At 63.9% G+C, this 25,918-nt stretch carries 22 protein-coding genes; 11 read left to right on the forward strand and 11 right to left on the reverse strand.

Annotated elements, in window-relative coordinates; translation table 11 throughout:
* Nucleotides 1-50: 50 nt before the first annotated feature.
* A complete protein-coding gene (locus tag N551_RS0131140) occupies nt 51-1,049 on the reverse strand; it encodes an NAD(P)H-quinone oxidoreductase (RefSeq protein ID WP_007605500.1) in 999 nt (332 codons plus the stop codon).
* Nucleotides 1,050-1,160: 111 nt separating this feature from the next.
* On the opposite strand from N551_RS0131140, the gene N551_RS0131145 reads away from it, so the two are divergent.
* Both N551_RS0131145 and N551_RS0131150 read left to right on the forward strand, forming a co-directional pair.
* The gene (locus N551_RS0131145; RefSeq protein ID WP_027570253.1) at nt 1,161-1,352 is read left to right on the forward strand and encodes a DUF1192 domain-containing protein; all 192 of its coding nucleotides are present in this window, start codon (nt 1,161-1,163) and stop codon (nt 1,350-1,352) included.
* Nucleotides 1,353-1,883: 531 nt separating this feature from the next.
* Nucleotides 1,884-2,393, forward strand: a complete 510-nt coding sequence (locus N551_RS0131150) for a DUF1465 family protein (protein ID WP_007599893.1) — start codon at nt 1,884-1,886, stop codon at nt 2,391-2,393.
* 163 nt (nt 2,394-2,556) lie between these two features.
* Here the strand turns inward: N551_RS0131150 and rpmE are convergent, their stop codons facing one another.
* Nucleotides 2,557-2,784 carry a 50S ribosomal protein L31 gene (gene rpmE, locus N551_RS0131155; protein WP_007599895.1) on the reverse strand — a complete coding sequence of 76 codons (228 nt, stop codon included), beginning with the start codon at nt 2,782-2,784 and terminating at the stop codon, nt 2,557-2,559.
* 218 nt (nt 2,785-3,002) lie between these two features.
* Between rpmE and N551_RS0131160 the strand changes: the two genes are divergently transcribed.
* The 4 genes from N551_RS0131160 to N551_RS39115 all read left to right on the forward strand — a co-directional run bounded on the left by N551_RS0131160 (nt 3,003) and on the right by N551_RS39115 (nt 7,596).
* Entirely contained in the window at nt 3,003-4,829 is a 1,827-nt protein-coding gene (locus N551_RS0131160) for an ABC transporter ATP-binding protein/permease (protein ID WP_027570254.1), read from the forward strand.
* 598 nt (nt 4,830-5,427) lie between these two features.
* On the forward strand, nt 5,428-6,168 hold the full coding sequence (locus N551_RS0131165; RefSeq protein ID WP_027570255.1) for a hypothetical protein: 741 nt from the start codon (nt 5,428-5,430) through the stop codon (nt 6,166-6,168).
* Between the two features lie 296 nt (nt 6,169-6,464).
* Nucleotides 6,465-7,079, forward strand: coding sequence for a hypothetical protein (locus tag N551_RS0131170; protein WP_027570256.1), 615 nt, complete (start codon nt 6,465-6,467; stop codon nt 7,077-7,079).
* A gap of 343 nt (nt 7,080-7,422) precedes the next feature.
* Nucleotides 7,423-7,596: a hypothetical protein gene (locus tag N551_RS39115; RefSeq protein WP_197031216.1), complete on the forward strand. Its 174-nt coding sequence runs from the start codon at nt 7,423-7,425 to the stop codon at nt 7,594-7,596.
* A gap of 331 nt (nt 7,597-7,927) precedes the next feature.
* Here the strand turns inward: N551_RS39115 and N551_RS0131180 are convergent, their stop codons facing one another.
* From N551_RS0131180 to N551_RS0131195, 4 genes are all read right to left on the reverse strand, one after another.
* Nucleotides 7,928-8,149, reverse strand: a complete 222-nt coding sequence (locus N551_RS0131180; protein ID WP_027570257.1) for a hypothetical protein — start codon at nt 8,147-8,149, stop codon at nt 7,928-7,930.
* A 113-nt stretch (nt 8,150-8,262) separates the two neighbouring features.
* Nucleotides 8,263-8,709, reverse strand: coding sequence for a GNAT family N-acetyltransferase (locus tag N551_RS0131185; protein WP_027570258.1), 447 nt, complete (start codon nt 8,707-8,709; stop codon nt 8,263-8,265).
* The gene (locus tag N551_RS0131190) at nt 8,709-9,737 is read right to left on the reverse strand and encodes a peptidoglycan -binding protein (RefSeq protein WP_027570259.1); all 1,029 of its coding nucleotides are present in this window, start codon (nt 9,735-9,737) and stop codon (nt 8,709-8,711) included. The genes N551_RS0131185 and N551_RS0131190 overlap by 1 nt, the downstream gene beginning before the upstream one ends.
* Nucleotides 9,738-9,741: 4 nt before the next feature.
* Nucleotides 9,742-10,764 (reverse strand): flagellar motor protein MotA, encoded by a 1,023-nt coding sequence (locus N551_RS0131195; RefSeq protein WP_027570260.1) that lies wholly within the window; start codon nt 10,762-10,764, stop codon nt 9,742-9,744.
* A gap of 219 nt (nt 10,765-10,983) precedes the next feature.
* Between N551_RS0131195 and N551_RS0131200 the strand changes: the two genes are divergently transcribed.
* The 5 genes from N551_RS0131200 to N551_RS0131220 all read left to right on the forward strand — a co-directional run bounded on the left by N551_RS0131200 (nt 10,984) and on the right by N551_RS0131220 (nt 20,936).
* A complete protein-coding gene (locus N551_RS0131200; protein WP_027570261.1) occupies nt 10,984-12,003 on the forward strand; it encodes a cyclopropane-fatty-acyl-phospholipid synthase family protein in 1,020 nt (339 codons plus the stop codon).
* A 296-nt stretch (nt 12,004-12,299) separates the two neighbouring features.
* Nucleotides 12,300-14,900, forward strand: a complete 2,601-nt coding sequence (locus N551_RS36425) for an autotransporter outer membrane beta-barrel domain-containing protein (RefSeq protein ID WP_081747972.1) — start codon at nt 12,300-12,302, stop codon at nt 14,898-14,900.
* Between the two features lie 265 nt (nt 14,901-15,165).
* Nucleotides 15,166-16,359: an efflux RND transporter periplasmic adaptor subunit gene (locus tag N551_RS0131210; RefSeq protein ID WP_155810045.1), complete on the forward strand. Its 1,194-nt coding sequence runs from the start codon at nt 15,166-15,168 to the stop codon at nt 16,357-16,359.
* A 6-nt stretch (nt 16,360-16,365) separates the two neighbouring features.
* Nucleotides 16,366-19,518, forward strand: coding sequence for a multidrug efflux RND transporter permease subunit (locus N551_RS0131215; RefSeq protein WP_027570263.1), 3,153 nt, complete (start codon nt 16,366-16,368; stop codon nt 19,516-19,518).
* 281 nt (nt 19,519-19,799) lie between these two features.
* On the forward strand, nt 19,800-20,936 hold the full coding sequence (locus N551_RS0131220; protein ID WP_027570264.1) for an AAA family ATPase: 1,137 nt from the start codon (nt 19,800-19,802) through the stop codon (nt 20,934-20,936).
* Between the two features lie 26 nt (nt 20,937-20,962).
* On the opposite strand, the gene N551_RS0131225 is transcribed toward N551_RS0131220, so the two are convergent.
* The 5 genes from N551_RS0131225 to fba all read right to left on the reverse strand — a co-directional run bounded on the left by N551_RS0131225 (nt 20,963) and on the right by fba (nt 25,882).
* The gene (locus N551_RS0131225) at nt 20,963-21,754 is read right to left on the reverse strand and encodes an inositol monophosphatase family protein (RefSeq protein WP_027570265.1); all 792 of its coding nucleotides are present in this window, start codon (nt 21,752-21,754) and stop codon (nt 20,963-20,965) included.
* 85 nt (nt 21,755-21,839) lie between these two features.
* Nucleotides 21,840-22,934 (reverse strand): tetratricopeptide repeat protein, encoded by a 1,095-nt coding sequence (locus N551_RS0131230; RefSeq protein ID WP_027570266.1) that lies wholly within the window; start codon nt 22,932-22,934, stop codon nt 21,840-21,842.
* 8 nt (nt 22,935-22,942) lie between these two features.
* Nucleotides 22,943-23,617 (reverse strand): thiamine phosphate synthase, encoded by a 675-nt coding sequence (locus N551_RS0131235; protein WP_027570267.1) that lies wholly within the window; start codon nt 23,615-23,617, stop codon nt 22,943-22,945.
* 3 nt (nt 23,618-23,620) lie between these two features.
* A complete protein-coding gene (locus tag N551_RS0131240) occupies nt 23,621-24,646 on the reverse strand; it encodes a class I fructose-bisphosphate aldolase (protein WP_027570268.1) in 1,026 nt (341 codons plus the stop codon).
* Nucleotides 24,647-24,814: 168 nt separating this feature from the next.
* Nucleotides 24,815-25,882, reverse strand: a complete 1,068-nt coding sequence (fba, locus tag N551_RS0131245) for a class II fructose-bisphosphate aldolase (protein ID WP_027570269.1) — start codon at nt 25,880-25,882, stop codon at nt 24,815-24,817.
* Nucleotides 25,883-25,918: the final 36 nt, after the last annotated feature.

The following is a 25,918-nucleotide window of genomic DNA, read 5'->3' on the forward strand; positions in this document are numbered from 1 at the left end:
GAAAGCAAGGAAAATCAAAGGGTTTCCGGCCTGCCCTGTGGGTCGCTGACCTAGACCTCCAACACAATTTTGCCAATATGTGCCGAGGTTTCCATCCGCCGGTGCGCGTCGGATGCCTTTTCCAGCGGGAAAGTGCTGTCCATCAGTGGCTTGACCCGGCCTTCGCGCAATAGCGGCATCACTTTCGCCTCGATCGCGGCCACCATCGCCGCCTTGTCCGCATTACTACGGGGGCGCAGCGTCGAGCCGGTATGGGTCAGGCGCTTCACCATCACCTTGGCGATGTTGACGGTGACCTTGGGCCCGTTGAGGGTCGCGATCTGCACGATGCGGCCGTCGAGCGCGGCGGCGTCATAGTTGCGGTCGACATAGTCGCCGGCGACCATGTCGAGGATCAGATTGGCGCCGGCATTGTTCGTCTCCGCCTTGACCACGGCGACGAAGTCTTCCGTCTTGTAGTTGATGGCACGATCGGCGCCGAGCTTGAGGCAGGCATCGATCTTGTCCTGCGATCCCACGGTGACGATCACCTTCGCGCCGAACGCTTTGGCGAGCTGGATCGCCATGGTGCCGATCCCGGACGAGCCGCCATGGATCAGCAGCGTCTCGCCGGCCTTCAGCCCGCCGCGCTCGAACACATTGTGCCAGACCGTCATCAGTGTTTCCGGCAGTGCGCCGGCTTCCTTGATCGACAGCGACGGCGGCACGCTCATCGCCTGGCCGTCCTGGGCGATGCAGTACTGCGCATAGCCGCCACCGGCGACCAGCGACATCACCTTGTCGCCGATCTTGTGCCGCTTGGCGTTGCTGCCGACGGCCACCACTTCGCCGGCGATCTCGAGGCCGGGCAGGTCGCTGGCGCCGGGCGGGGGCGGATAGGCGCCGGAGCGCTGCGCGACGTCGGGCCGGTTGACGCCGGCGGCCTGCACCTTGACCAGGATCTCGTCGGGGCCGGGCTGCGGCAGCGCCCGTTGTTCCGGCACCAGCACTTCCGGTCCGCCGGGTTTCGAGATGGCGACCACGGTCATTTGCGCGGGCAGCTTGTCCATGATGTGTCCTTGAGCAAAGGTGCGGGATGGAACGAGGCCATTGCTTAGCCAGCGCGGTGCAGGCTGGCAACCGCCTCAGCCGCTTGTGATGCGAACGCAGGAGGAACCACGATGGCGATGGAAGACGACGACCGCCCGCGCAAGAAGATCAGCCATGACATCGGACAGGATCTCTCGCTCTTGTCGGTGGAGGAACTGACCGAGCGCATCGCGCTGCTCAAGGGCGAGATCACAAGGCTGGAAGAAGCCGCAACAAAGAAGCGCGCCTCGCGCGATGCGGCGAACAGCGTTTTCAAGAAGTAGGCTCGAAACAATAGCTGTCGTCCCGGCGAGGCCGGGACCCATACGCCGTGCGAGCAGTTTTCCGAAGACTCGGAGTTGCCTGTTCGCGCGACTTTCCCTGTGGCTATGGACCCGGCCCCGTGCGCAATTGCGCACTAGGCCGGGGCGACGGAGAGAATTCGTTCCGCGGGCGCACTCGGCCACTGACCGACATGGCTAACGAACCCTCAAAATATTCGCTCGTTTACTCCACATTAAGCTTTCGAGTTTATGACTGGGAACTGTCCTTGTTTGGACACCGAGTGGCTCCTGTCCACTCTGTTTGACGCCTCCCTGTTATCAACTTTCAAAGCCGCCGGTTTTCCGGCGGCTCTTTTTTTGCGCCCAGCTCCGCCTTTTTGCGTCTCGCGCCGGTTGAATTCCGAGCAAAGACCCGCGGAAACCATATCCATGCTTGTCACTGGACTCGGCGTCCCGCCCGCGCAATGATTTGTTCATCATAAGCCGGCGCCAAAGCCGGGCAGTCAGACAGTTGCGTAAGGGGCGTTAACCATGGAACGTTTGCAAGCCGAAGGCGCTCTCGTTCAACTCAGCGAGCGGTTCACCAATTCTGCGGCGTTCGGCGTCCTGTTCCGCGAGGGCATGGACCTGGTCGAGGAGACCGCCGCCTATCTCGATGGCGCCGGCCGCACCGAGGCCAAGGCGCTCGATCGCGCCGTCAGCCTCACCTATGCGACCGAGAGCATGCGTCTGACCACCCGCCTGATGCAGCTCGCCTCATGGCTGCTGCTGCACCGCGCCGTCAAGGAAGGCGAGATGACGTTGGGCCAGGCCAACCGGGAAAAAACCAAGGTCAAGCTCTCCGCCGCCGATCCCGGCTCCACCGACAGCATCGAGAAGCTGCCGTCGCAGCTCCAGGATCTGATCCATCGCTCGATGAGCCTCCAGACCCGCGTGCGCCGCCTGGACACCACCATCCACACCCCGCCGGTCGATCATTCCTCGATCGGCAACCCGCTGGTGCCGCATCTCAACGCGCTGAAGGCCGCGTTCGAGCGGTAAGCCCCCGTCATTGCGAGCGTAGCGAAGCAATCCAGAAATCCCTCCGCGGAGACAGTCTGGACTGCTTCGTCGCAAGAGCTCCTCGCAATGACGAGCGTCACCCAAAACGAAAAACGCCCCCGGCTCTTCGGGGGCGTTTTTCGTCTCCAGCCTTGCGGCCGGATCAATCCTTTTTGAGAAAGCCCGAAAACTTCTTCTGGAAGCGCGAGACGCGGCCGCCGCGATCCATCAGCTGCGCGTTGCCGCCGGTCCAGGCCGGGTGCGACTTGGGGTCGATGTCGAGGTTCAGCGTGTCGCCTTCCTTGCCCCAGGTGGAGCGGGTCAGGTACTCGGTTCCGTCGGTCATCACGACCTTAATCGTATGATAGTTCGGGTGAATTTCGGCTTTCATGGCAATTCCTCGGCGCCCCGGCGCCTCACTTGAGTGGCTATCGAATGACGGATTTGGCGGGGTCTATACCCCACGGGCCCCTGTAAAACAAGCCATTGCAGAGCCTTTGGGGCCTTAGGGGACCGGGCGGCCCCCTAAGGGACATCCCGGATTTGCCACGCCTGCTCGCGCGGCCTATCTGGAGCAGACTACCTCTCTTTGTCTTTTGGTCGGATCTCATGAGCGCAGTAGAACGGCTTGAAACCGGGCCCGCGGAGGCCCCGTCGATCGAGGCCGACCTGGTCGAGGCGCCGGCGAAGAGCCGCGCGAAGCTGCGGCCGCTGCTGGCGCTTGCGCCCTATGTCGCGCGCTATCGCGGCCGGGCTGCGCTGGCCTTCGTGGCGCTGACGATCGCGGCGCTGACCACCCTGCTGGTGCCAGTCGCGGTGCGCAGGATGATCGACTTCGGCCTGACGCCTGAAGGCATCGAGCTGATCAACAGCTATTTCTCGGTGATGATCGCCGTCGTCGCCGTGCTCGCACTCGCGAGCGCCGCGCGCTACTACCTCGTGATGACGATCGGCGAGCGCATCGTTGCCGATCTCAGGCGCGACGTCTTCGCCCATCTGTTGTCGCTGTCGCCGGCCTTCTTCGATTCGGCGCGCAGCGGCGAGCTGGTGTCGCGCCTGACCGCCGACACCACCCAGATCAAATCCTCCGTCGGCGCCTCGGTCTCGATCGCACTGCGCAACCTGATGATGTTCTTCGGTGCCGCGGCGATGATGGTGATCACCAGCCCGCGGCTATCAGGCTTCGTGCTGCTGGCCATTCCCCTGATCGTGCTGCCGCTGGTCGCCTTCGGGCGCTGGGTGCGGCGGCTGTCGCGCAATGCGCAGGACACGCTGGCCGAGGCCTCCGCCTATGCGAGCGAACTCGTCGGTGCGATCCGTACCGTGCAGGCCTATACCAGCGAGAGCCTCGCCGAGAGGCGCTTCGGCGGCGAGGTCGAGCAGGCCTATGAGGCCGCGCGCACCTCTACGCAGGCGCGCGCCGTGCTCACCGCCATCATCATCTTCATCGTGTTCGCAAGCGTGGTCGCGATCCTCTGGATCGGCTCGCACGACGTGCTGACCGGCACCATCACGCCGGGCCGGCTCGGCCAATTCGTGCTCTATGCGGCCTTCGCGGCTGCTGGCCTCGGCCAGCTCAGCGAGGTCTGGGGCGAGATCTCGGCGGCGTCAGGCGCTTCCGAGCGCCTGTTCGAGATCCTGCATGTGCAGCCCGATATCACCGCGCCCGCGTCGCCGCGCGCGCTGCCGGTGCCGGCGCGCGGCGAAGTCGGCTTCGACCATGTCAGCTTCGCCTATCCGGCACGGCGCGACGTCAATGTGCTCGATGCCGTCTCGTTCACCGTGCGCCCCGGCGAGAAGGTCGCGATCGTCGGTCCGTCCGGCGCCGGCAAGAGCACGATCTTTCATCTGCTGTTGCGCTTCTACGATCCGCGCAGCGGCGCGATCTCGCTCGACGGCGTGCCGGTCAAATCCGCCGATCCGCGTGAATTCCGTTCGCGCATCGCGCTGGTGCCGCAGGAATCGAATGTGTTCGCGGCAAGTGCCCGCGACAACATCCGCTTCGGCCGGCCCGATGCCACCGACGCCGAGGTCGAGCGCGCCGCCGAGCTCGCGCACGCCGCCGAGTTCATCCGCCGCCTGCCCGAAGGTTTCGACACCCCGCTCGGCGAGCGCGGCGTGACGCTGTCCGGCGGCCAGCGCCAGCGCATCGCGATCGCGCGTGCGATCCTGCGCGATGCGCCGCTTCTCCTGCTCGATGAAGCCACCTCCGCGCTCGATGCCGAAAGCGAGACGCTGGTGCAGACCGCGCTGGAAGAACTGATGCGCCACCGCACCACGCTGGTGATCGCGCACCGCCTCGCCACCGTGCTGTCGTGCGATCGCATCCTGGTGATGGACCAGGGCAGGATCGTCGAGCAGGGCACGCATGCGGAGCTCGTGGCCGCGAACGGGCTTTATGCCAGGCTGGCGAGGTTGCAGTTCGAGGGGGCGTGAGGCGGAGGCGTTCGGACTGCTGCCCCACTCACAGTGTCATCGCCCGCGAAGGCGGGCGATCCAGTACTCCGAGACGACAGTGATTAATCGAGAAGCCGCGGCGTACTGGATTCCCCGCCTTCGCTGGGAATGACAGCGGAGATTTGGCGGGAGGGTCGCACCACATGGTCTCCCTTCGTAGCCGGTCGATAGCGGATATTTGTCCATCTAATCGAGCAGCACGATTGGGATAGGCCGCTTCGCAAGGTTGATCGGGCTGCCTTCCCCGCTTTCGGTTCGGCCGGCCGGCGCCGCGACAGGCTGACGTTGGCCTTACGGTCCGCAATCACTTGAACCAACGCGACTCTTCCGCAGTGGGACCGGACCGCCTCGCTCTCGATCTGACGGCTAAGGGTTAGACTTGTCCATCCCGCTCTTCCAGGCCCCTCGCTGATCGAAATCAGCTCCAAAGGCGTTGCATCAGGGGGCGTTGCATCAGATTTGACCCCCGCAGCCTAGCGACCTTGGAGCCGGGCCACCGGTTTTGCTTTGCGCCCTGGGAGGACCCGCGGCGACTCGGTTAGACTATTGTCCGCACGCGCAAATGGTTGGACCGTCGATGCCGCAGCGAATAACCGCGTTTGTCAAAAACCCTCACATCGTCCTCGACGTAAAAGTTTTGGCCGATAAACCTGAAATGGCCGCGCTGGTCTGTCAGATCTTCGCCAGTTGGTCATCGGTTGAACGCGAACTGAGTGTTTTGTTGATAAGGCTGCTGGGTGCAGATGCCGCGCCGGCCCTCGCCATCTTCTCGATCCTACAAACACAAAGCCTTCAAACCAAAGCCATTGAAGCCGCGGCACGGAGCATGATGTCTTCGTCAGAATTTCGAGTTTTCTCAGCGGTCCTGCAGGTCGTAGAGGCAGTAAAGAAAACGCGGAACAAGCTGGCGCATTGGGCTTGGGCACGCTGCGAGGACCACCCAGAATTCATTCTTCTCGGTGATCCGAACAGTTGGAAGCAGCGGGAGAAGCGCATGGCGTCTCACTTTCAGACGCTGACACCCGGTCCAGTAGACCCGCTCCAAACCTGGAATGCCATCCAGTTTGATGACAGTTCATTTCTGGCGTACCGCAAGGCTGATCTTGAGAGAGAGGTTCGCGATCTCACCGCCGCAGACCGTCTGCTCTTGCTTTACGGGATTTATTTGGATCCTTCGCCTGCAGTCGCCCAACTTGCTTCAAACACTCCCATGACAAAAGATTATCTGCGTAAGCACACGATGGGGGCGATGCTAGACATTCCAATGTTCAAGGAGGCACTAAACCGAGACGTGGAAAAGAGCCAAGCAGAGGAATAATCACGGCCAAGATCGGACAACCCAATTCTGAAGTCCGATAAGAGCCCCTAGCGCCTCCAGAATGAGGCTGCGCAGTACGATCAATCGGAGCTGGAGCCATCACCGAAGGGCTGGTGGGCGTCCTGCTGTCGAGACTCAGCATCTGACTCCGGGAACAATCCTGAAGGCTGGTGCGCATTCCTGAGAAATCGGCGCACGGGACGCGAATCCACAAGGCCAGCGGCCCGCTAACCCGCTTGATTGGCGCATTCTACCGCTGGTAGTGTGCCGACTTTTCAGGGGGGATTTCCATGCCAATGACTGAGGCGCAGGCTGAAAGGGCATTCCACGAGATCTATAAAGGGCAGCCACTCGAAGAGATCTGCGGTCCTCATATCCTTTTAGGTAAACGGATCTGGGAGGTATGGTGCAAGAAGGGGAACCGCCTGGCCACCAGATTCCTCGAGGAGGACAACGCTGCGATCAGTCAGTCATTCGATAAGTTGGAAGAACTGGTGCCAGTTCTCCAGGCTAAGCACGACGAACTTCAAGCTATCCTAATCGCAGCACAAAACGCCGAGATTGCCACTCTCAACGTAAACATCCAATCACTTAACCGCGTCATTGCCGAGAAGGAAGAACAGCTCCGGATTGCAGTCTCCTCCAACGAAAAGGAAGCTCGTGAATTCGAGCTACAAAAGCAGAAGGCCGGATGGGAGCAGTCAAATCAGCGCATCATTCTGATTGCGGGTATCGCCGGATTTTTTGGCGGAGTTTTCTCGTCGTTCTTTCTGATTTCCCGAGGCGACAGTGTTTCGATCAGCGTCGGTTGCGCCATGCTCGTCAGTACCCTGATCGGCTGCGGCATTGCAGTCTTTGGTAAGCATTTCAAACTGATCGATATTTCATCGATGTTGGGGCTCAGATCCTAAGCTCAGCGAATTGCCGGCCTTCCCTCCCCTGAAACAAAGAAGGCTTCCGCCCACTCGCCAATGGTCCTCCGATCTAGCCCTCAACGAGGGAGGCTTCACGATCCGCGCGCCACGAATCTCCGACAGAGCGCGGGCGCGGACGTTTCTCGCGGAAGACGGGCCCGGACGTGATGCCGGCGGCCGATAGCCAGCGCCCAAGCCCTCGAGGGAGGGAGCTTGGTGCCGTTCGTATTGGGAGCGCTGCGCACTTGCCTTCCTGGTCGGATTTGGAATGGTCCAGGTCCAGCAGGACTTGACGATCCGTGCGGTGGATCTGAAACGACGTTGTCATTGGAATACTTGAATGATTGTTCTGATCGGTCCGGTACTCTTCATCCTCCTCATCCTGTTCGCTATTTGGCAGCAAAAGCGCGGCCTTGCGGGGTGGAAGGCGGCCCTGCTTGTTATCGTGGGCACAGGCGCGATCGCTGTGTTGAGTTTCGGATTGCTCATCGTGGGCTTCCGGAATTTCGGATAGGGCGCCCGCGCGCCCTGAGCCGAGTGGATGGACCTTGCGGTTCCCCCGGATGTGGCGCCTAATCAGGTATCGCCGGCCAAAGGCTCGTCCATAGGCGTCGGTGCCTGAGAGATGATTTGCGCTCCCGCCTCAACGGGAGTGCGCATCATGGCCCAGCCATACAGCGAAGAGACCCGCGAACTCCTGGAGCGGGCGCAGCGAACGATCAACGAGTCGATCGAGCTTCGCGAAGAAAGCCGCCACGCGATCCTCAAAGCCAAGAGCTGGCAATTCGAGCTCGAACTCCGCCTGAGCCGAGAGCGCGTCACGGCGAGTTACGCGACAGCGCCGATCATCGACACTTCGGCGACAGCGCCGGCACATTCGGCCATGGCCAGTTCTTCCAGCTCCCGTCCTCATCGACGCAGGCCGATGGCCCAAGGCCGTTCGTCGGAGCACTCGTCGTCTTGACCGGCGTGGCGAGGCGCTGGTCGACATAGCTCGTGGAGACATATCCGGCGACGATGACGCCGAGCAGGACCGAAGATCCCTTGGCCAGATCGCTCAGTTTCATCGGTCATCTCCATCCGCTTGCCGGCGCACCTTCTCGAGGCACAACGAATAGCTGCCGCCATGGGATCCCGACGTGACGGGCGTCACGCCCGCCAGAATCAAGACCGTCAGAATCTAAGGCTGCCACATCATCTTCAGTACCGGCCGGCCCGAGGTCGGGTTCACCTCGTCGCCGGCATGCGCGAAGCCGTTGCGCTCATAGAAGCGGATGGCGCGGGTGTTGTCCTTGTTAACGAGCAGCGTCACGCCCGATGGAGACAGGCGCTTGGCCTCGTCCACCAGCAGCCGCGCCGCATCCGAGCCCCAATGCGCGGGATCGACAACGAGCTGGTCGAGATAGCCGTCGCCGTCGATGGTGACGAAGCCCGTGAGTGCGCCGTCCTGCTCCGCCACCACGATCGAAGCCTTCGGCACCAGCTCCTTGCGCCAGCGTTCGCGCCACCAGTCCAGCCGTGCCGCGAAGTCGATCTGCGGATAGGCCTGCTGCCAGGTGCGATGCCAGAGATCGATTGAGGCGGCCTCGTCCGCGGGAAGGTAAGGACGAAGATGGAGGGCGCTCACTACCGCTCCGTCAGCTTCAGCTCGATGCGGCGGTTGCGCTTGTAGGCTTCCTCAGTGTTGGCGGTGTCGAGCGGCTGGAATTCGCCGAAGCCGGCGGCGACAAGGCGCTGGGCGGGCACGCCGAGCGAGATCAGGTACTGCACCACCGAGATCGAACGGGCGGCCGAGAGGTCCCAATTCGACTTGAAATTCGCACCGTTGACCGGGCGCACGTCGGTGTGGCCGTCGACGCGCAGCACCCAGGGGATCTCGTTCGGGATCTTCTTGTCGAGCTCGATCAGTGCGGTCGCCAGCGTGTCGAGCTCGGTGCGGCCTTCGGGCAGCAGCACCGCCTGTCCGGTGTCGAAGAACACTTCGGACTGGAATACGAAGCGGTCGCCGACGATGCGGATGTCGGGACGGTTGCCGAGGATGGCGCGCAGCCGGCCGAAGAATTCCGAGCGGTAGCGCGACAATTCCTGAACCCGCTGCGCCAGGGCGACATTCAGGCGAGACCCCAGATCGGCAATTCGATTCTGCGATTCCTTATCGCGCTTCTCGCTGACGTCGAGCGCTTCTTCCAGCGCCGCTAGCTGCCGCCGCAGCGCGCTGATCTGCTGGTTCAGCACCTCGATCTGCGCCAGCGCGCGGGCGGAAACCGCCTTCTCGGAGTCCAGTGCCTTGCCGAGCTCGGAGGATTTGCCCTGCGCATCGTTGCCGGCGGCGGCAAGCCCGTCATAGAGGCCCTTGATGCGGTCGCGCTCGCTCTCGGCCGAAGCGAGGCCGGCTTTCAGCGACGAGACCTGGTCGTCGAGCGTGAGCTTGCCGAGCTTCTCCAGCGACAGCAATTCGTTGAGCTGCGCGATCTTGGCGTTGAGCTGCTCCAGCGCCTTGTCCTTGCCGGTGACCTCCTGCGACAGGAAGAACTGCACGACCAGGAACACCGACAGCAGGAACACGATCGACAGCACCAGCGTCGACAGCGCGTCGACGAAGCCGGGCCAGTAATTGAAGGAGGTATCGCCGCGGCGGCCGCGCGCCAGTGCCATTTCGCTAACCCTTCTCGGGCTGACGCGCGATGCGCTCCAGCAGGCGCCGGATCTCGCGGTTCTGCTCGCCCTGGCCGTCGGCCCATTCGCGGATCATCTGCTGCTCGGTCCGCATATGCGAGACCAGCGCCTGGATGGCTTCGGCGAGGCTCGCCATCGCCGCGGTGGTGCCGCGGCTGCCGCTGCCTTCCTCGAGCACCGAACGTAAGCGCTCGACGACGGCCTGAAGCTCGCCGCTGGCAATGCCACCGCCGCCACCGGAGGCGACCGCCACCTCGCCGTTGCCATATTCGCGCACGGTGGTGGCAAGCCAGTCTTCGAGATCGGTGTAGAAACGGTTCTGCGCCTGGCTCGATTGCAGGTCGAGAAAGCCCAGGATCAGCGAGCCGGCGAGGCCGAACAGCGAGCTCGAGAACGAGATGCCCATGCCGCCGAGCGGGGCGGCCAGCCCCTCCTTCAGCGTGTCGAACAGGGCGCCGGAATCGCCCCCGACCTTAAGCCCGTCGATCACCTTGCCGACCGAGCCGACCGTCTCGATCAGGCCCCAGAAGGTGCCGAGCAGGCCGAGGAAAACCAGCAGCCCGGTCATGTAGCGGGAGATGTCGCGGGCCTCGTCGAGGCGGGTCGCGATCGAATCGAGCAGGTGCCGCATGGTGGTCTGGGTGATCGACATCCGCCCGGTGCGCTCGCCGCCGAGGATCATCGCCATCGGCGCCAGCAGCTTGGGGTGGCGGGCGGGCGCAAGGCCGGGATCGGCGATGCGGAAATTGTTGACCCAGGAGACTTCGGGGTACAGCCGGATCACCTGGCGGAAGGCCAGGATGATACCGATGAACAGCACGCCGCCGATCAGGGCATTGAGCCCGGGATTGGCGAAGAAGGCCTGGATGATCTGCTTATAGAGCACCACCCCGACCAGGGCGCAGAGCACCAGGAAGACCAGCATCCGCACCAGGAAGACGCTGGGCGAGGATAGCTTTGTATATTCGATGTCGATGGAGGAGCGGGGCGAGGCGCCTGGCGGCATGGCCGGTATCATCCGTTAACTTGCTTGCGGGGCGCACTATGGCACAGCGCCAGCCCAAAAAAAGCGCCGGATGCGCCGATTTCGGGGACAGCTGGGGAACCCAACGCTGAAACCGGGCTTTGGTAAGGACGTACTTTGCGAATCGTCGGCATTCCACAGGTTCAAATCGCACTTTTCCCCCTGGCGCCCAAAACCCGCCGCCCAAGACGGAGTCGTCGCATGAGCGTCGTGTCCGCGATCATCGGGACTGCCGAACGGGTGCCGCTGCCTGATGTCGTGATCCGCGCGGCGATCCAGCGCCTGTGCTCGCGCACGGTGACGCGCCTGTCCGCGCTGGGCGGGGCCGACGATGCCACCTTCGCCGGGCGGATGATGCTGCGGCCGATCGCCGAGGACGCGGAGGCCGGGCATGACAAGGTGCCCGCTTCGGTCTTTGCGAAGGTGCTCGGTCCAAACCGCAAATACTCCTGCTGCTTCTACAAGACGGACGCGACCACCTTGCAAGAGGCCGAGGAGGAGGCGTTGCGCCAGACCGCCGAGCATGCCGCTCTCGCCGACGGCCAGACCATCCTCGAGCTCGGCTGCGGCTGGGGCTCGCTGTCGCTGTGGATGGCGCGACAGTTTCCGCACGCCAAGGTGACGGCGGTGTCGAGCTCGCAGGCGCAGCGCGCCCATATCGAGGAAGAGGCACGGCTGCGCGGTCTCCTCAACCTGCGGGTGGTCACGGCGGACATCAACGTGTTCGCGCCTGACGGCCAATTCGACCGCATCGTCTCGGTCGAGATGTTCGAACACGTGATGAACTGGCGCAAGCTGATGACGCGCCTGCGGTCATGGCTCGCGCCCGAGGGGCGCTTCTTCATGCACATCGTCGCCCATCGCTCCGGCTCTCACCTGTTCGACCGGGCCGATCGCGACGACTGGATCGCGCAGCGCGTCTCAACGGGCGGGCTGATGCCGAGCCATCACCTCGTCAGGCAATTCGACGATATCTTCACGGTCGAGAAGGAATGGTGCTGGAGCGGCACGCATTATCAGCGCACCGCCAACGACTGGCTCGCGAATTTCGACACCCATCGCTGTTTCATCGAAGCGGCCTTGCGCAACATCCATGGCGAGGAGACCGCCCTGCAGATGCGACGCTGGCGCTGGTTCTTTCTTGCGACCTCGGGCCTGTTCGGCTACGCCGACGGAACCGAGTGGGGCGTCAGCCACTATCGAATGAAGGCGGCGGGATAAGGCGCGGACACTCGAAAGAATTTGTTAAGCGTCTTTCGTTGCGCAAACGGCACACGCTGCGCGTTTTCTTTGCAGGAACATGTTGCGATTGTTGTCTGATCATTTCCGCTCGCCTATCGTCGTGGTTGTCCTTCGTGGACGACATAAATCCGCATCCCCGAACGGTGCGGACGCAATTGGAATGACGTATGCGCGAATGCATCGGTGCTGCCTCGATCCGACGACACCACGATGATCCGCTGCGGAGGAGTCTGAAACGGACGCAGCGCTCTCGATCCAGCGACACCCGGACGCGAATGCTTCGCTTGCTTCTGGCAAGCGCCTCGGCAGCGGCACTGATAGCCCTGTCCACAGCATCCGCCTCCGCCCAAAGCTGGACCGGTACGACCAGCAATGACTGGACGGTCGGCAGCAACTGGTCGGGCGGAGTGGTCCCAATCGCGGGCAACGGCGTCAACATCAATACGACCTCGCCAAACCCGACCGTGCTCGGCATCGGCGGCGCGGCAGTCGGAGCGACCGGAAGCCTCTTCCTTGGCGGATCTTCCAGCAGTCTGACGATTCAGAACGGCAGCACGCTGACGAGCAACGGCGCGTCTCTCGCGATTGGAGTCGCAGGCGGGAACAACGGCACCGTGACTGTCAGCGGCGCCGGATCGCAATGGATCACATCCGGCGATCAGATCGAAATCGGCGCCAGTGGCAATGGCACACTCAACATCCAGAACGGCGCCAGAGTCGTCGCCCAATCAGGGGTTGCGCTCGGAACCTTCGCTGGCGGCGCGGGCACGCTCAATATCAATAGTGGCGGCACACTCGAGACGAACACTCTCGCACGCGTCGCTGTCGGAACCGGACAGGTCAATTTCGATAACGCCATCCTGCGCGCCCGGATAAATACCGCCTTCTTCATCGGTGGATTTTCGGCGGGAACACTCAACATCGCCACAGGCGGGCTCACCGTCGACACCCAGGCTTTCACCGTGAGCGCGAGCTCCGGTTTTTCCGGCGTCGGCGGATTGACCAAGACCGGCACAGGTACATTCAATCTCCGCGCAGCCAATACCTATACCGGTGCGACGGTGATCCAGACGGGCACGCTTGCCCTCGCCGTTACTGGCTCGGCAGCCGCGTCAAGCCGGGTCGTGGCAAACGGAACCTTCAGTATCTCGGGCATCACTGCCGCCGGCACGAGCATTCAAAGCCTGGCAGGAACCGGCACCGTCGCGCTGGGTGCGAAGAATCTCACCATCACCAACGCGAACGATCAGTTTGCCGGCGTGATCGGCGGCACCGGCGGCCTGACGCTCACTGGCGGCACCCAGACGCTGGCCGGCGCCAATACCTACAACGGCGCGACCAATGTGAACGGCGGCACTTTGCGCGCCGGAGCCGCGAACACCTTCAGCGCGGCCTCGGCCTTTGCGGTAGCCTCCGGCGGCACGCTCGACCTTGCCGGCTTCAATCAAACGCTCGCTTCGCTCGACAATGCCGGCACGGTCACCCTCGGCGGCGCGCCGGGCACCACGCTGAGCGTTGCCGGCAATTATGTCGGCAGTGGCGGCACCGTGCAGCTCAACAGCCGGCTCGGCGGCGATGGCTCTCAGACCGATCTGTTGCGAGTGCAGGGAAGCACGTCCGGTTCGTCGTCGTTGCGCGTCACCAATGTCGGCGGCACCGGCGCGCAGACCGGCGAAGGCATCAAGGTGATCGATGTGGTCGGCGCGTCCAACGGCAGCTTTTCGCTTTTGGGCAGCTATGTCTTTCACGGCGAGCAGGCGGTGGTCGGCGGTGCCTATGCCTATACGTTGCAGAAGAACGGCATTGCCAGCCCGGGCGACGGCGATTGGTATCTGCGCTCAAGCCTGCTCAACCCGCCGCCCGCGACACCTGCCGGTCCACTCTATCAGCCGGGCGTTCCGCTGTACGAAAACTATGCGCAGGTGCTGCTCGGCATGAATGATCTGCCGACCCTGCAGCAGCGCGTCGGCAACCGCTATTGGGGCGGCAGCGATGCGATGGCGCGCGCCGGCGCCGCGCCGGTGCCAGGGGCGGCTTCACCGGCGCCGACGGCGTTCTGGGGCCGAATCGAAGGCGGGCATTCGGATTTGCAGCCCTCCAACACTGCGGGTTCGACCTACAAGGCCGACCATCTGAAAGTGCAGACCGGGCTCGATGGCCTTGCGTTTGAGAACGAGCGGGGCCGGTTGTTCGTCGGGCTCACGGCACAATACGGCCTGACGACCGCCGATGTCGCGTCGTTCTTCGGCAACGGGCGCATCCGCGTCGAGGGGACGGGCGTCGGCAGCACGCTGACCTGGTATGGCGACAACGGCTTCTATGTCGACGGTCAGGCGCAGTCGATGTTCTATCGCAGCGATCTCAGTTCCGTGCTGGCCGGCAGCCTGATCCACGGCAATGAAGGGCTCGGTTATGCCTTCAGCGCCGAAACCGGCAAGCGGATCGGTTTGGGCAATGGCTGGCTGCTGACGCCGCAGGCGCAGCTTTCCTATGCGAAGGTCGCTTTCGACGGCTTTGCCGATCGGTTCGGCGCGCCGGTCGCGTTGCGCGATGGTGACAGCCTGCTCGGCCGCGCCGGTCTTGCACTCAACCATCAGAGGACCTGGAACGACGGCACGGGCATCGTGCGCTCCGACGTCTACGGCATCGCCAATCTGCGTTACGAGTTTCTCAACGGCACCACCGTCGATGTCGCGGGCACCAGCTTCGCCAATGCGCAAGATCGGCTGTGGGGCAGCATCGGCGGCGGCGGCACCTATAGCTGGGCCAACGGGCGCTACGCTGTCTTCGGCGAGGTCTCCTATAATGCGAGCCTCAACAACGGCTCGGACAACCGCAACTACAAGGGCACGGGGGGCTTCCGTCTCACCTGGTGAGTCACGCCGCCCGCAGCAGGGTGGGAACACCGCTCGTTGCGATCTTCTGTCGCAGCACGCGGCGGTGGAACCGGACTCACAATCGGGTGAGGCGCAAAAAGCGCCCTGACTTCAGCAGCATAGGCCGTGTGACATTGGGCCGCCCGCAAGGTGCGTTGCGTCGCAGCACGTCCCCTCTATTTTGACGGCATCAGCCGCGTGCCATGGCCCAGAACGGGCCCCGCGGCGCGTGATCAGTTTCAACAATATCGGGGCACTTAACTTCATGTCAGGACTTCGCGCGCGATCGGCATGCGTTGCAATGATGCTCGCGGCCTTTACGCCGCTGTTGGCAGGCTGCGACGAATCCAGCTCCGCCATTTCAGCAGCCCAGCCCAACGACCCCGATGTCAGCATCGTCATCGTCAAGCCGCAGCCGCGCGCCGTGGTGCGCGAGCTGCCGGGCCGCATTGCGCCGACGCGGGTGTCCGACGTGCGGCCGCGCGTCTCCGGCATCGTGGTCGAGCGCCTGTTCCGACAGGGCAGCGAGGTGAAGGCCGGCGATCCGCTGTACCGGATCGATCCGCGTCCGTTCGAGGTCGAGGTGATGGCCAACGACGCCGCGGTCGCCAAGGCCGAGGCCGCGCTGATGCAGTCCCAGCAGCAGGCCCGCCGCATCGCCACGCTCACAGCCCAGCGCGCCGCGCCCGAAGCCGAGAACGAGAAGGCGATCGCGGCCGAGCGCCAGGCCCATGCCGAGGTCGAGGGCCGCAAGGCCGACCTCGCACGCGCCAAGCTCAATCTCGACTACGCCACCGTGCGCGCGCCGATCGACGGCGTCGTCGGTGCCGCCCTGGTCAGCGAGGGCGCGCTCGCGGTCCAGAACGAGACCAATCTGGCCACCATTCAGCAGCTCGATCCGATCTATGCGGACTTCACCCAGTCGGTAAATGAACTCAACCAGCTCCGCCGCGCCTTCGAGAGCGGCGACCTCGAGCGCATCGCGCCCGATGCCGCCAAGGTGCATCTCGTGCTCGACGACAACACCCTCTACTCGCTCGACGGCAAACTATTGTTCTCCGACGCCAAGGTCGACGCCAATACCGGTCAGGTGACCTTGCGCGGCGAGTTCCGCAATCCCAAGCGCGAGCTGCTGCCGGGCATGTATGTCCGCGTCCGCATCGACCAGGGCCTCGATAGCGACGCGATCGCGGTGCCGCAGCAGGCGATCCAGCGCAACGGCGGCGGCGGCAGCGAGGTGTTCGTCGTCAAGGACGACAACCACATCGCGGTGCAGCCGGTGCGCACCGGTTCGGTGCAGGACGGAATCTGGTTCGTCACCGAGGGACTGAAGGCCGGCGACAAGGTCGTGGTCGAAGGCTTCCAGAAGTTCGCCGCCGGCGACAGGGTCAAGCCGCAATCCTGGTCGGAAGCGGATGCGACCGCCGACAATCGGCACGCCCAGAAGCTGACGCGGTAACGCGCCATGGCGAGCTTCTTCATCGACAGGCCGATCTTCGCCTGGGTGGTCGCGCTGTTCATCTGTCTGGTCGGCGCAATTTCGATTCCGCTGTTGCCGATCGCGCAGTATCCGATCATCGCGCCGCCCTCGATCTCGATCTCGACCAGCTATCCCGGGGCCTCGCCCGAAAACCTCTACAACAGCGTCACGCGGCTGATCGAGGAGGAGCTCAACGGCGCCTCCGGCATCCTCAATTTCGAATCGACCAGCGACTCGCTCGGCCAGGTCGAGATCATTGCCAATTTCGTGCCGGGTACCGACACCAGCGCCGCCTCGGTCGAGGTGCAGAACCGCATCAAGCGCGTCGAGGCGCGGCTGCCGCGCGCCGTGATCCAGCAGGGCATCCTGATCGAGGAAGCCTCCAGCGCGGTGCTCCAGATCATCACGCTGAATTCGACCGACGGCAGCCTCGACGAGGTCGGCCTCGGCGACTTCATGATCCGCAACGTGCTCGGCGAAATCCGCCGCATCCCCGGCGTCGGCCGCGCCACGCTGTATTCGACGGAACGCAGCCTGCGCGTCTGGGTCGATCCGGCAAAGCTGGTCGGCTATGGCCTGACCGCCGACGACGTCAACAAGGCCATTGCCGCGCAGAACGCGCAGGTCGCTTCGGGCAGCATCGGCGCCGAGCCGTCGACCGCGACCCAGCGCACCTCCGCGCTGGTGCTGGTCAAGGGCCAGCTCTCGTCCCCGGACGAATTCGGCACCATCATCCTGCGCGCCAATGCCGACGGCTCGACCGTGCGGCTGCGCGACGTCGCGCGCATCGAGGTCGGCGGCCTCAGCTACCAGTTCAACACCCGTCTCGACGGCAAGCCGACCGCCGGCCTCTCCGTGCTGATGTCGCCGACCGGCAACGCGCTGGCGACCGCGAGTGCCGTCGAAGAGAAGATGAAGGAGCTGTCTCGCTTCTTCCCGGCCAATATCGGCTACGAGATTCCCTACAACATCACGCCCGTGGTCGAGGCCTCGATCAAGAAGGTGTTGTCGACGCTGGTCGAAGCCATCGTGCTGGTGTTCGTGGTGATGTTCGTGTTCCTGCAGAACATCCGCTACACCATCATTCCGACCATCGTGGTGCCGGTAGCGCTGCTGGGCGCCTGTACCACGCTGCTGCTCGCCGGCTACTCCATCAACATGCTCTCGATGTTCGGCATGGTGCTCGCGGTCGGCATCCTCGTCGACGATGCCATCGTCGTGGTCGAGAACGTCGAGCGCATCATGGCGGAGGAGGGGCTGCCGCCGAAGGAAGCGACGCGGAAAGCTATGTCGCAGATCACCGGCGCCATTATCGGCATCACGCTGGTCTTGATGGCCGTGTTCGTGCCGATGGCGTTCTTCCCGGGCTCGGTCGGCATCATCTACCGCCAGTTCTCCGTGACCATGGTCGCCGCGATCGGCTTCTCCGCCTTCCTCGCACTGTCGCTGACGCCGGCGCTGTGTGCGACCTTGCTCAAGCCCGTCGCTGCCGGCCACGGTCATGCCAAGAAGGGCGTGTTCGGCTGGTTCAACCGTATGCTCGACAGCAGCAAGGAGGGCTATTCCCGCACCGTCGGCTTCTCGCTGAAGCGCACCGGCCGCTTGATGCTGGTCTATGTCGCGCTGCTCGCCGGCCTGTCCTGGGCCTTCGTCAACCTGCCCGGCGGCTTCCTGCCCGTCGACGACCAGGGCTTCGTCACCACCGACGTGCAGACGCCGTCGGATTCGTCCTATGGCCGGACCGAGGCGGTGATCGAGAAAGTGGAAAAATATTTGGCGCAGCGCCCGGGCGTCGACAACGTCACCTTCCTCACCGGCTTCAGCTTCTCCGGCCAGGGCATGAACACCGCGCAGGCCTTCATCACCCTGAAGGACTGGTCGGGGCGCGGGCCGAAGGATTCTGCAGCGGCGATCGTCACCGACATCAACCGCGATCTGTCGTCGTCGATCCGCGACGCCAAGATCTCCGCGCTGCAGCCGCCGCCGATCGACAATCTCGGCAACTCCTCGGGCTTCTCGTTCCGCCTCCAGGATCGCGGCCAGAAGGGTTATCCGGCCTTGATGCGCGCCGCCGATCAGTTGATCGCGGAGGCCAATGCAAGCGCTGTGCTTCAGAAGGTCTATGTCGAAGGCCTGCCCGAGGCCGGCGTGGTCAATCTCGTGATCGACCGCGAAAAGGCCGGCGCCTTCGGCGTCACCTTTGAGGACATCAACAATACGATCTCGACCAATCTCGGCTCGAACTACATCAACGACTTCCCGAACCGCGGCCGCATGCAGCGCGTCGTGGTGCAGGCCGATGCCCGCGACCGCATGCGGACCGAGGACATCCTCAACTACAACGTCAAGAACAGCCGCGGCCAGCTCGTGCCGTTCTCGTCCTTTGCCACCGTGGAATGGGCGCGCGGACCGACGCAGATTACCGGCTTCAACTATTATCCGGCGGTGCGCATCTCCGGCGAGGCGAAACCCGGCTTCACCTCGGGCGATGCCATCGCCGAGATGGAACGGCTCGCCGGCAAGCTGCCGCGCGGGTTCGGCTATGAATGGACCGGACAGTCGCTTCAGGAGAAACTGTCGGGTTCGCAGGCGCCGTTCCTGCTCGGACTCTCGGTGTTCGTGGTGTTCCTGTGCCTGGCCGCGCTTTACGAGAGCTGGACCATTCCGCTCGCGGTGCTGCTCACCGTGCCGCTCGGCATCGTCGGCGCGGTGGTGGCCGCCATGCTGCGCGGCCTGCCCAACGACGTCTATTTCACCGTCGGCCTGATCACTATCATCGGGCTTGCGGCCAAGGACGCGATCCTGATCATCGAGTTCGCCAAGGATCTGCGGAAAGAAGGCAAGCCGCTGGTGGATGCCACCATCGAGGCCTGCCGCCTGCGCTTCCGTCCGATCCTGATGACGGGCCTCGCCTTCATCTGCGGTGTGCTGCCGATGGCCATCGCCCATGGCGCCGGCGGCGCTAGCCAGCAGGCGCTCGGCAGCATCGTGATGGGCGGCATGATCGCGGTGGTGATTTTGGCGCTGCTGATGGTGCCGGTGTTCTTCGTCTCGGTGCAACGCGTGCTGGGTGGGGATCGGGAGAAGGTGGCGAAGGAGGCCGAGATGTACGGGCCGCCCGCGCCGGCCAAGCCGTAAGGTGAGGTGTCATGCCCCGCCTAGTGCGCAATTGCGCACGGGGGGCGGGGCATCCAGTACGCCGCGGCCTTTCCGTACCCAACAGACGCTCTGGAATACTGGATCATCCGCCTTCGCGGATGATGACCGTTGGGTTTGCGCTGGTGAGAGTCGGCCACTGAGCGCCGGATCGGTCGGCTTGATTTCTCGGAGGCCTCAATCCAGACTGCATCCCTGGATTGAAACAACGTATTCGCACCGTGCGCGCGAATGCCCAGTCACCCGCCGATCGAGAGCATGTGATGCGTCCGTCCGACATTGCGATCTCGAACTATCGCTCCATTCGGCGGCTCTCCATACCCATCCATCCCTTGTCGGTGTTTGTCGGCGAAAATGGTGTCGGCAAATCCAATCTCTACAAGTCCTTGTCGCTGTTGCGCGACGCGGCGACCGGTCAGATCACCCGCACGATCGCCGATGAAGGCGGATTGAATTCGGTCTGCTGGTCCGGCACACGCAAACGAGGCGAAGATGGCCGGCTGCGGCTGTCGGCCACATTCGACAGCATGAGCTATTCCATCGAGCTGGGGTTTCCCAGCCCGGCTCAGGCCGCGTTTTCCGGCGAGCCGATGATCAAGACCGAAATGATCGAGGCGACGCAAGGCAAACGAAGGGTCAAGCTGATGGAGCGCATCAATTCGCTCATCAGCGTCCGCGGCGAGAGCGGCGCCTGGAACGCGCACAAGGACGCGGTGCTGCCGTCAGAGACCGCGCTTGCGGCTTTTTCCGACGGCAAGCAATGCCCGGAAATCGACCTGATCAGAAATGCAATGCTGGGCTGGCGATTCTATCATGACTTTCGCACTGATCCGGCGTCGCCGATACGAAAGCCTTGTCTGGCAATCGCAACGCCCTCGCTCAGCGCCGATGGAATCGATTTAGCTGCCACCCTGGCGACCCTCTATGTCATTCGGGAAGACGCCAGCGACCTGCAGGACGCAATCCAGGATGCATTCCCGGGCGCCGAACTCCGCGCATGGGAAGAAAATGGCAGGTGCGAATTCGCTCTGCAATTGCCCGATATGCCGCGGCCGTTCAGGGCTCATGAACTGTCCGACGGGACGCTGAAATACATCTGCCTGCTCGCGGTGTTCATGGGTTACCGGCTGCCGCCGTTCATCGCGCTGAACGAACCCGAGACCAGCCTGCATCCGTCGCTGCTGGCGCCGCTGGCCCGGCTCATCGCCAAGGCGTCGCGCCGCGCCGACATCTGGATCGTCACCCATTCGGAACAGCTGATGGACGCACTGCGAAGCGAGAGCTCGGTCCCGCTTCGCCGGGTCATCAAGTCGAGAGGCGCCACAGCGATCGAGGGCCTGACCATCGGCGGTGAATATCGCGAGGACGAGGACGATTCCGACGAGGACGACGATTCTTGAGCGTCGTAGATCGAGCCGTCGAGCTGTTACGCCGGCTTCCGCAAAATCTTCACCAATTCCCCGTGCACGAACTCATTCCCGCACACGACATTGCCCGTCACCAGGGCATCGCCCGACGTGTCGATGTCGGTGATCGTTCCGCCGGCCTCACGCAGCATGATCATGCCCGCCGCGATGTCCCAGGATTGCAGATTGCGCTCCCAGTAGCCGTCGAGGCGACCGGCGGCGACGAAGGCGAGGTCGAGCGAGGCGGCGCCGAAGCGGCGCAGGCCGGCAACGCGCTCCTGCATCGCGGTCATCTCGCGGCGGAATTCCTCGTGGTCGCCGCGGCCGATATGGGGCAGGCCGCAGGCCACCACGCATTCGTTGAGCTGGCGGCGGCCGGCCACGCGCAGGCGCTGGTCGTTGAGGAAGGCGCCCTTGCCGCGCTCGGCGATGTAGAGCTCGTCATTGGCGGGGTTGTAGATCACGCCGGCGATGATCGTGCCTTCGCGCGACAGCCCGATCGAGATCGCGAATTGCGGGATGCCGTGTAGGAAGTTGGTGGTGCCGTCGAGCGGATCGACGATCCAGGTGTGGCTCTTGTCGGATCCCTCGCGCGTGCCGCCTTCCTCGCCGATGAAGCCGTAACCGGGCCGCGCCTTCGCGAGGTCCTGGTAGAGGATCTCCTCGGCGCGCTTGTCGGCCAGCGAAACGAAATTCGCCGGTCCCTTCAGCGAGACCTGGAGATGCTCGATCTCGCCGAGATCGCGCTTGAGGCTGCGGCCGGCGCGGCGCGCGGCCTTGACCATGACGTTGATAGTTGCGGAATACAGCATGAGCTTCCGGTCTTGATCGGGGGAAATGGCGCGAAATCGCGCTTGTTTGAGGGATGGGGTGCCCTGCGGAGGCCTCAACGTCAAGTCATTTGGCCCCGAGCCATTTCCTGGCGGCGGCCTCGGCCTTGGCCCGGTCCTCGGCCGGCAAATCGGACAATTGCTTGTCCAGCTCCGGATCGCCCTTGCCGGCGGTCTTGGCCACCAGATGCCATTTGAAGCCCTCGACCTTGTCCACGGCCGTGCCCATGCCGTTGATCAGCACCCAGGCCAGCCGGTTCTGCGCGATCGCGCTGCCCTGGCGGGACGCCTTGCGGAGCAGGGCGACGGCCGCCGGCTGGTTCTTCGGCGTGCCGGTGCCGTTGAACAGCGCGATGGCGTATTCGACCTCGGCATCGACATTGTCGGTCAGCGTGGCGACCTGGAGCAGACGCACCGCCCGTTCCAAATCCTTCGGCACGCCAGTGCCTTCCTTGTAGAAGGTCGCGAGCGCGTATTGCGCCTCCGGCAGGCCGGCATCAGCCGCCTGGCGCAGCAGCTCGGCGGAGCGCTTGACGTCCTGCGGCAGGGTCTGTCCGTCGAGATAGAGCAGCGCGAGGTTATAGGCCGCCTTGGGCTCGCCGAGCTTGGCGGCTGACGCCATCAGCTTGACCGCCTCGTTCTTGTCGACCGGGCCGCCACGGCCGGACATCCTGAGCATGGCGAGCGCGAACATCGCCTCGCGGTCGCCGGCATCAGACGCGCGCTTGTACCATTGCAGCGCCTTGGCGTAGTCGCGCCGGATGCCCATTGCGTTGGAATAGAGCTCACCCAGCATGGTCATTGCCTTGGCATCGCCAGTCTCGGCACGGGCGGTGGCGAGCTCGAAGGCGGTCTTGTACTGGCCGCGCTGATAGGCGCCGAACACCAGATCAACGTTGGGATTGTCGGCCGGAGGCGCCGGGATCACGGTCGCGGCCGGAGCAGGCTTTGGAGAGGCTGAAGGCTTGGGGGAAGCTGAAGGCTTTGGTGCCGGCGCCGCTTCCTTCTTCTTGGTGATGGTGTGCGGCGTGGCCTTCGGCTTGTCCTTGCTTTTCTCGGCCGGAGGGTTCGGCGTTGCCACGGGCGGCGTGATCTGGAGCTGCGCGGCCGCGGGCACTGTGAGCAGCAGCGTGGCCAGGATGGTGATGCGCGGGAGCTTCATGACGGGCGCTAGCCGTGCTCCTGTTCTGCAAGCGCAGCCGCATGAGCCTTCTTGATCGCAGCGTCGGCCTCGATCAGCGCCGCCTTGGGTCCGCGCGGATCGGCCCAGATGAAGTCGCCCACCAGCACGAAATCGGCACCGCTGGCGGCGAATTCGTGGGCCTCCTCCAGCGAGATGGCAAAGCCGACGCAGGGCGGTTCGAACAGCTCGGCCCACCAGTCCAGCCGCTCGGCGATCGCTTGAGACGACGGCCGCTGGCCCTTTGCGTCGGGCTCGCCGAACAGCACGTAATCCGCGCCGATCTCGCCCGCATCCATGGAATGGTGCCGCGTCGTCAGCCCGCCGACGCCGGCGATGCGGTCGGGCTTGAGCGATGGCAGCGCCTCTTTCAGCGCGGCGATGCCGGGCAGGTGCGCGCCGTCGGCGCCGCCGCGTGCGACGAGCTCAGGATGGCCGTCGACGAGCAGGGCTGCCCCCGCTTTCTGAACCGGCGGCGCCAAAACCTTGATCCGCGAGATCATGGTGCGCTGATCGGTCACCTTCAGACGCAACAGCACGGCCGCGACGTCGGCGGCGGCGAGCAGGCCGGGCAGCTCGGCCAGAAGCGAAGCGGGATCGTCGACAACGGGCGTCGCGAGATAAAGGCGCGGCGCCGGACGCGGCGGAGGAGATTTGTTCGACAAGATCTAGGCTGCTTTCTGTTCCAGGCCGCTTTGCCATTCGCCCCTAGAGGCGAGGCCATTCATGCGCGCGCGATGACTGAATGCGTTTTGTCCGGCTGCGACGTTCTCGGCCTTACCCGACCAGGCCTTCTGCGGCGCGGCCTGGAGGGCGCGACCGTAGGAGAAGGTCAGGCCCCAGGGCAGCGGGCCGAGCTTGTGCATGGCGTTGAGATGCGCCGTTGCCTCTTCATCCGACTGGCCGCCGGAGAGGAAGGCGATGCCGGGCACCGCCGCGGGCACGCACGCTCTAAGCAGCCGTATCGTCTTCTCCGCGACCTCCTCGGCGGCAGCCTGCTTCGGAGACTTCTTGCCGGAGATGGCCATGTTCGGCTTCAGCACCATGCCCTCCAGCGCGACGCGCTGCACGCGCAATTCCTGAAACGTCTTGTTGAGCACACGGCTCGTCACCTCATAGCAGCGATCGATGTCGTGATCGCCGTCCATCAGCACTTCGGGCTCGACGATCGGCACGATCTGCGCGGCCTGGCATAGCGCGGCATAACGCGCCAGCGCGTGGGCGTTGACGCTGATCGCGGTCATCGAGGGGATGCCACTGCCGATGTCGATCACCGCGCGCCATTTGGCGAAGCGCGCGCCGCGCTCATAATACTTCTTCAGCCGTTCGGCGAGCTTGTCGAGCCCGACGGTGACGAGCTCTCCCGGGCACATCGGCAGGGGTTGCGTGCCTTCGTCGACCTTGATGCCGGGAATGGCGCCGCTCTGTTCGATCAGCTTGACCAGCGGCGTGCCATCCTTTGCGTTCTGCCAGATCGTCTCGTCATAGAGGATGACGCCGGAGATATAGCGGCTCATGGCTTCGTTCGAGCGGAACAGCATCTCGCGATAGTCGCGGCGGTTCTCCTCGGTCGATTCCACGCCGATCGCATCGAAGCGCTTCTTGATGGTGCCGGAGGATTCGTCGGCGGCAAGGATGCCCTTGCCGGGCGCGACCAGAGCGGTCGCGATCCTGTTCAGCTCAGTCAGATTCATCGAGATGTCCTCCCAAAACGATTCTGCCCTTGCCGGTGAAAATAGACCGTTCTCGGGCAAATGCCGAGTTAACGTTCGTCGCAGGGTAGGGGGGAGGGGCTTTGGCGCCGGCAACAAGGCGTCATCCCGGGCTTACCGCCCGGAATGACGGAGAAAGTGGGGGCTGGCTTACGCCACCTTCGGGGCGAGCTCGCCCTTGGCGTAGCGCTTGGCCATCTCGGCCGTGGTCAGCACCTTCTTGATCTTGGAGGCTTGGCCAGCGGTATTGAATTCCTGGAGCCGCTGCTTGCACAGCTTGGTCATCGCTTCCATCGCGGGCTTCAGGTATTTGCGCGGGTCGAACTCTTCCGGATTGTCCTTGAGCACTTTCCGGATCTGGCCGGTCATCGCCATGCGGTTGTCGGTGTCGATGTTGATCTTGCGCACGCCGTTCTTAATGCCGCGCTGGATCTCGGCCACCGGCACGCCCCAGGTCGGCTTCATCTTGCCGCCATAGGCGTTGATGATGTCCTGGAGGTCCTGGGGCACCGACGAGGAGCCGTGCATGACGAGATGCATGTTCGGCAGCTTGCGGTGGATCTCCTCGATCACGTTCATGGCGAGGATGTCGCCGTCGGGCTTGCGGGTGAATTTGTAGGCGCCGTGGGACGTCCCCATCGCGATCGCGAGCGCGTCGACCTGGGTCTCCTGGACGAACTTCACGGCTTCATCCGGATTGGTCAGGAGCTGGTCGTGGCTGAGCTTGCCCTCGGCGCCGTGGCCGTCTTCCTTGTCGCCCATGCCGGTCTCGAGCGAGCCGAGTACGCCGAGCTCGCCCTCGACCGAGATGCCCCCGAGATGCGCCATCTCGGTCACGGTCTTGGTGACGCCGACATTGTAGCCCCAGTCGCCAGGGGTCTTGCCGTCCGCCTTGAGCGAGCCGTCCATCATGACCGAGGTGAAGCCGGCCTGGATCGCGGTCATGCAGGTTGCCGGCTCGTTGCCGTGGTCGAGATGCACGCAGACCGGAATGTGCGGGTAGATCTCGGTCACCGCGTCCATCATGTGCTTGAGCATGACGTCGTTGGCGTAGGAGCGCGCACCGCGCGAGGCCTGGATGATGACGGGCGCGTCGACCTGGTTGGCCGCGTCCATGATCGCCAGCGCCTGCTCCATGTTGTTGATGTTGAAGGCCGGGACGCCGTAATCGTTCTCCGCCGCATGGTCGAGCAATTGACGCAACGTGATCCGAGCCATCTGTGTTTTTCTCCCGTTTGGGCCTGCAAGGCCACT

The organism is Bradyrhizobium sp. URHA0013, from assembly GCF_000518345.1.
Taxonomy (GTDB): Bacteria; Pseudomonadota; Alphaproteobacteria; order Rhizobiales; family Xanthobacteraceae; genus Bradyrhizobium.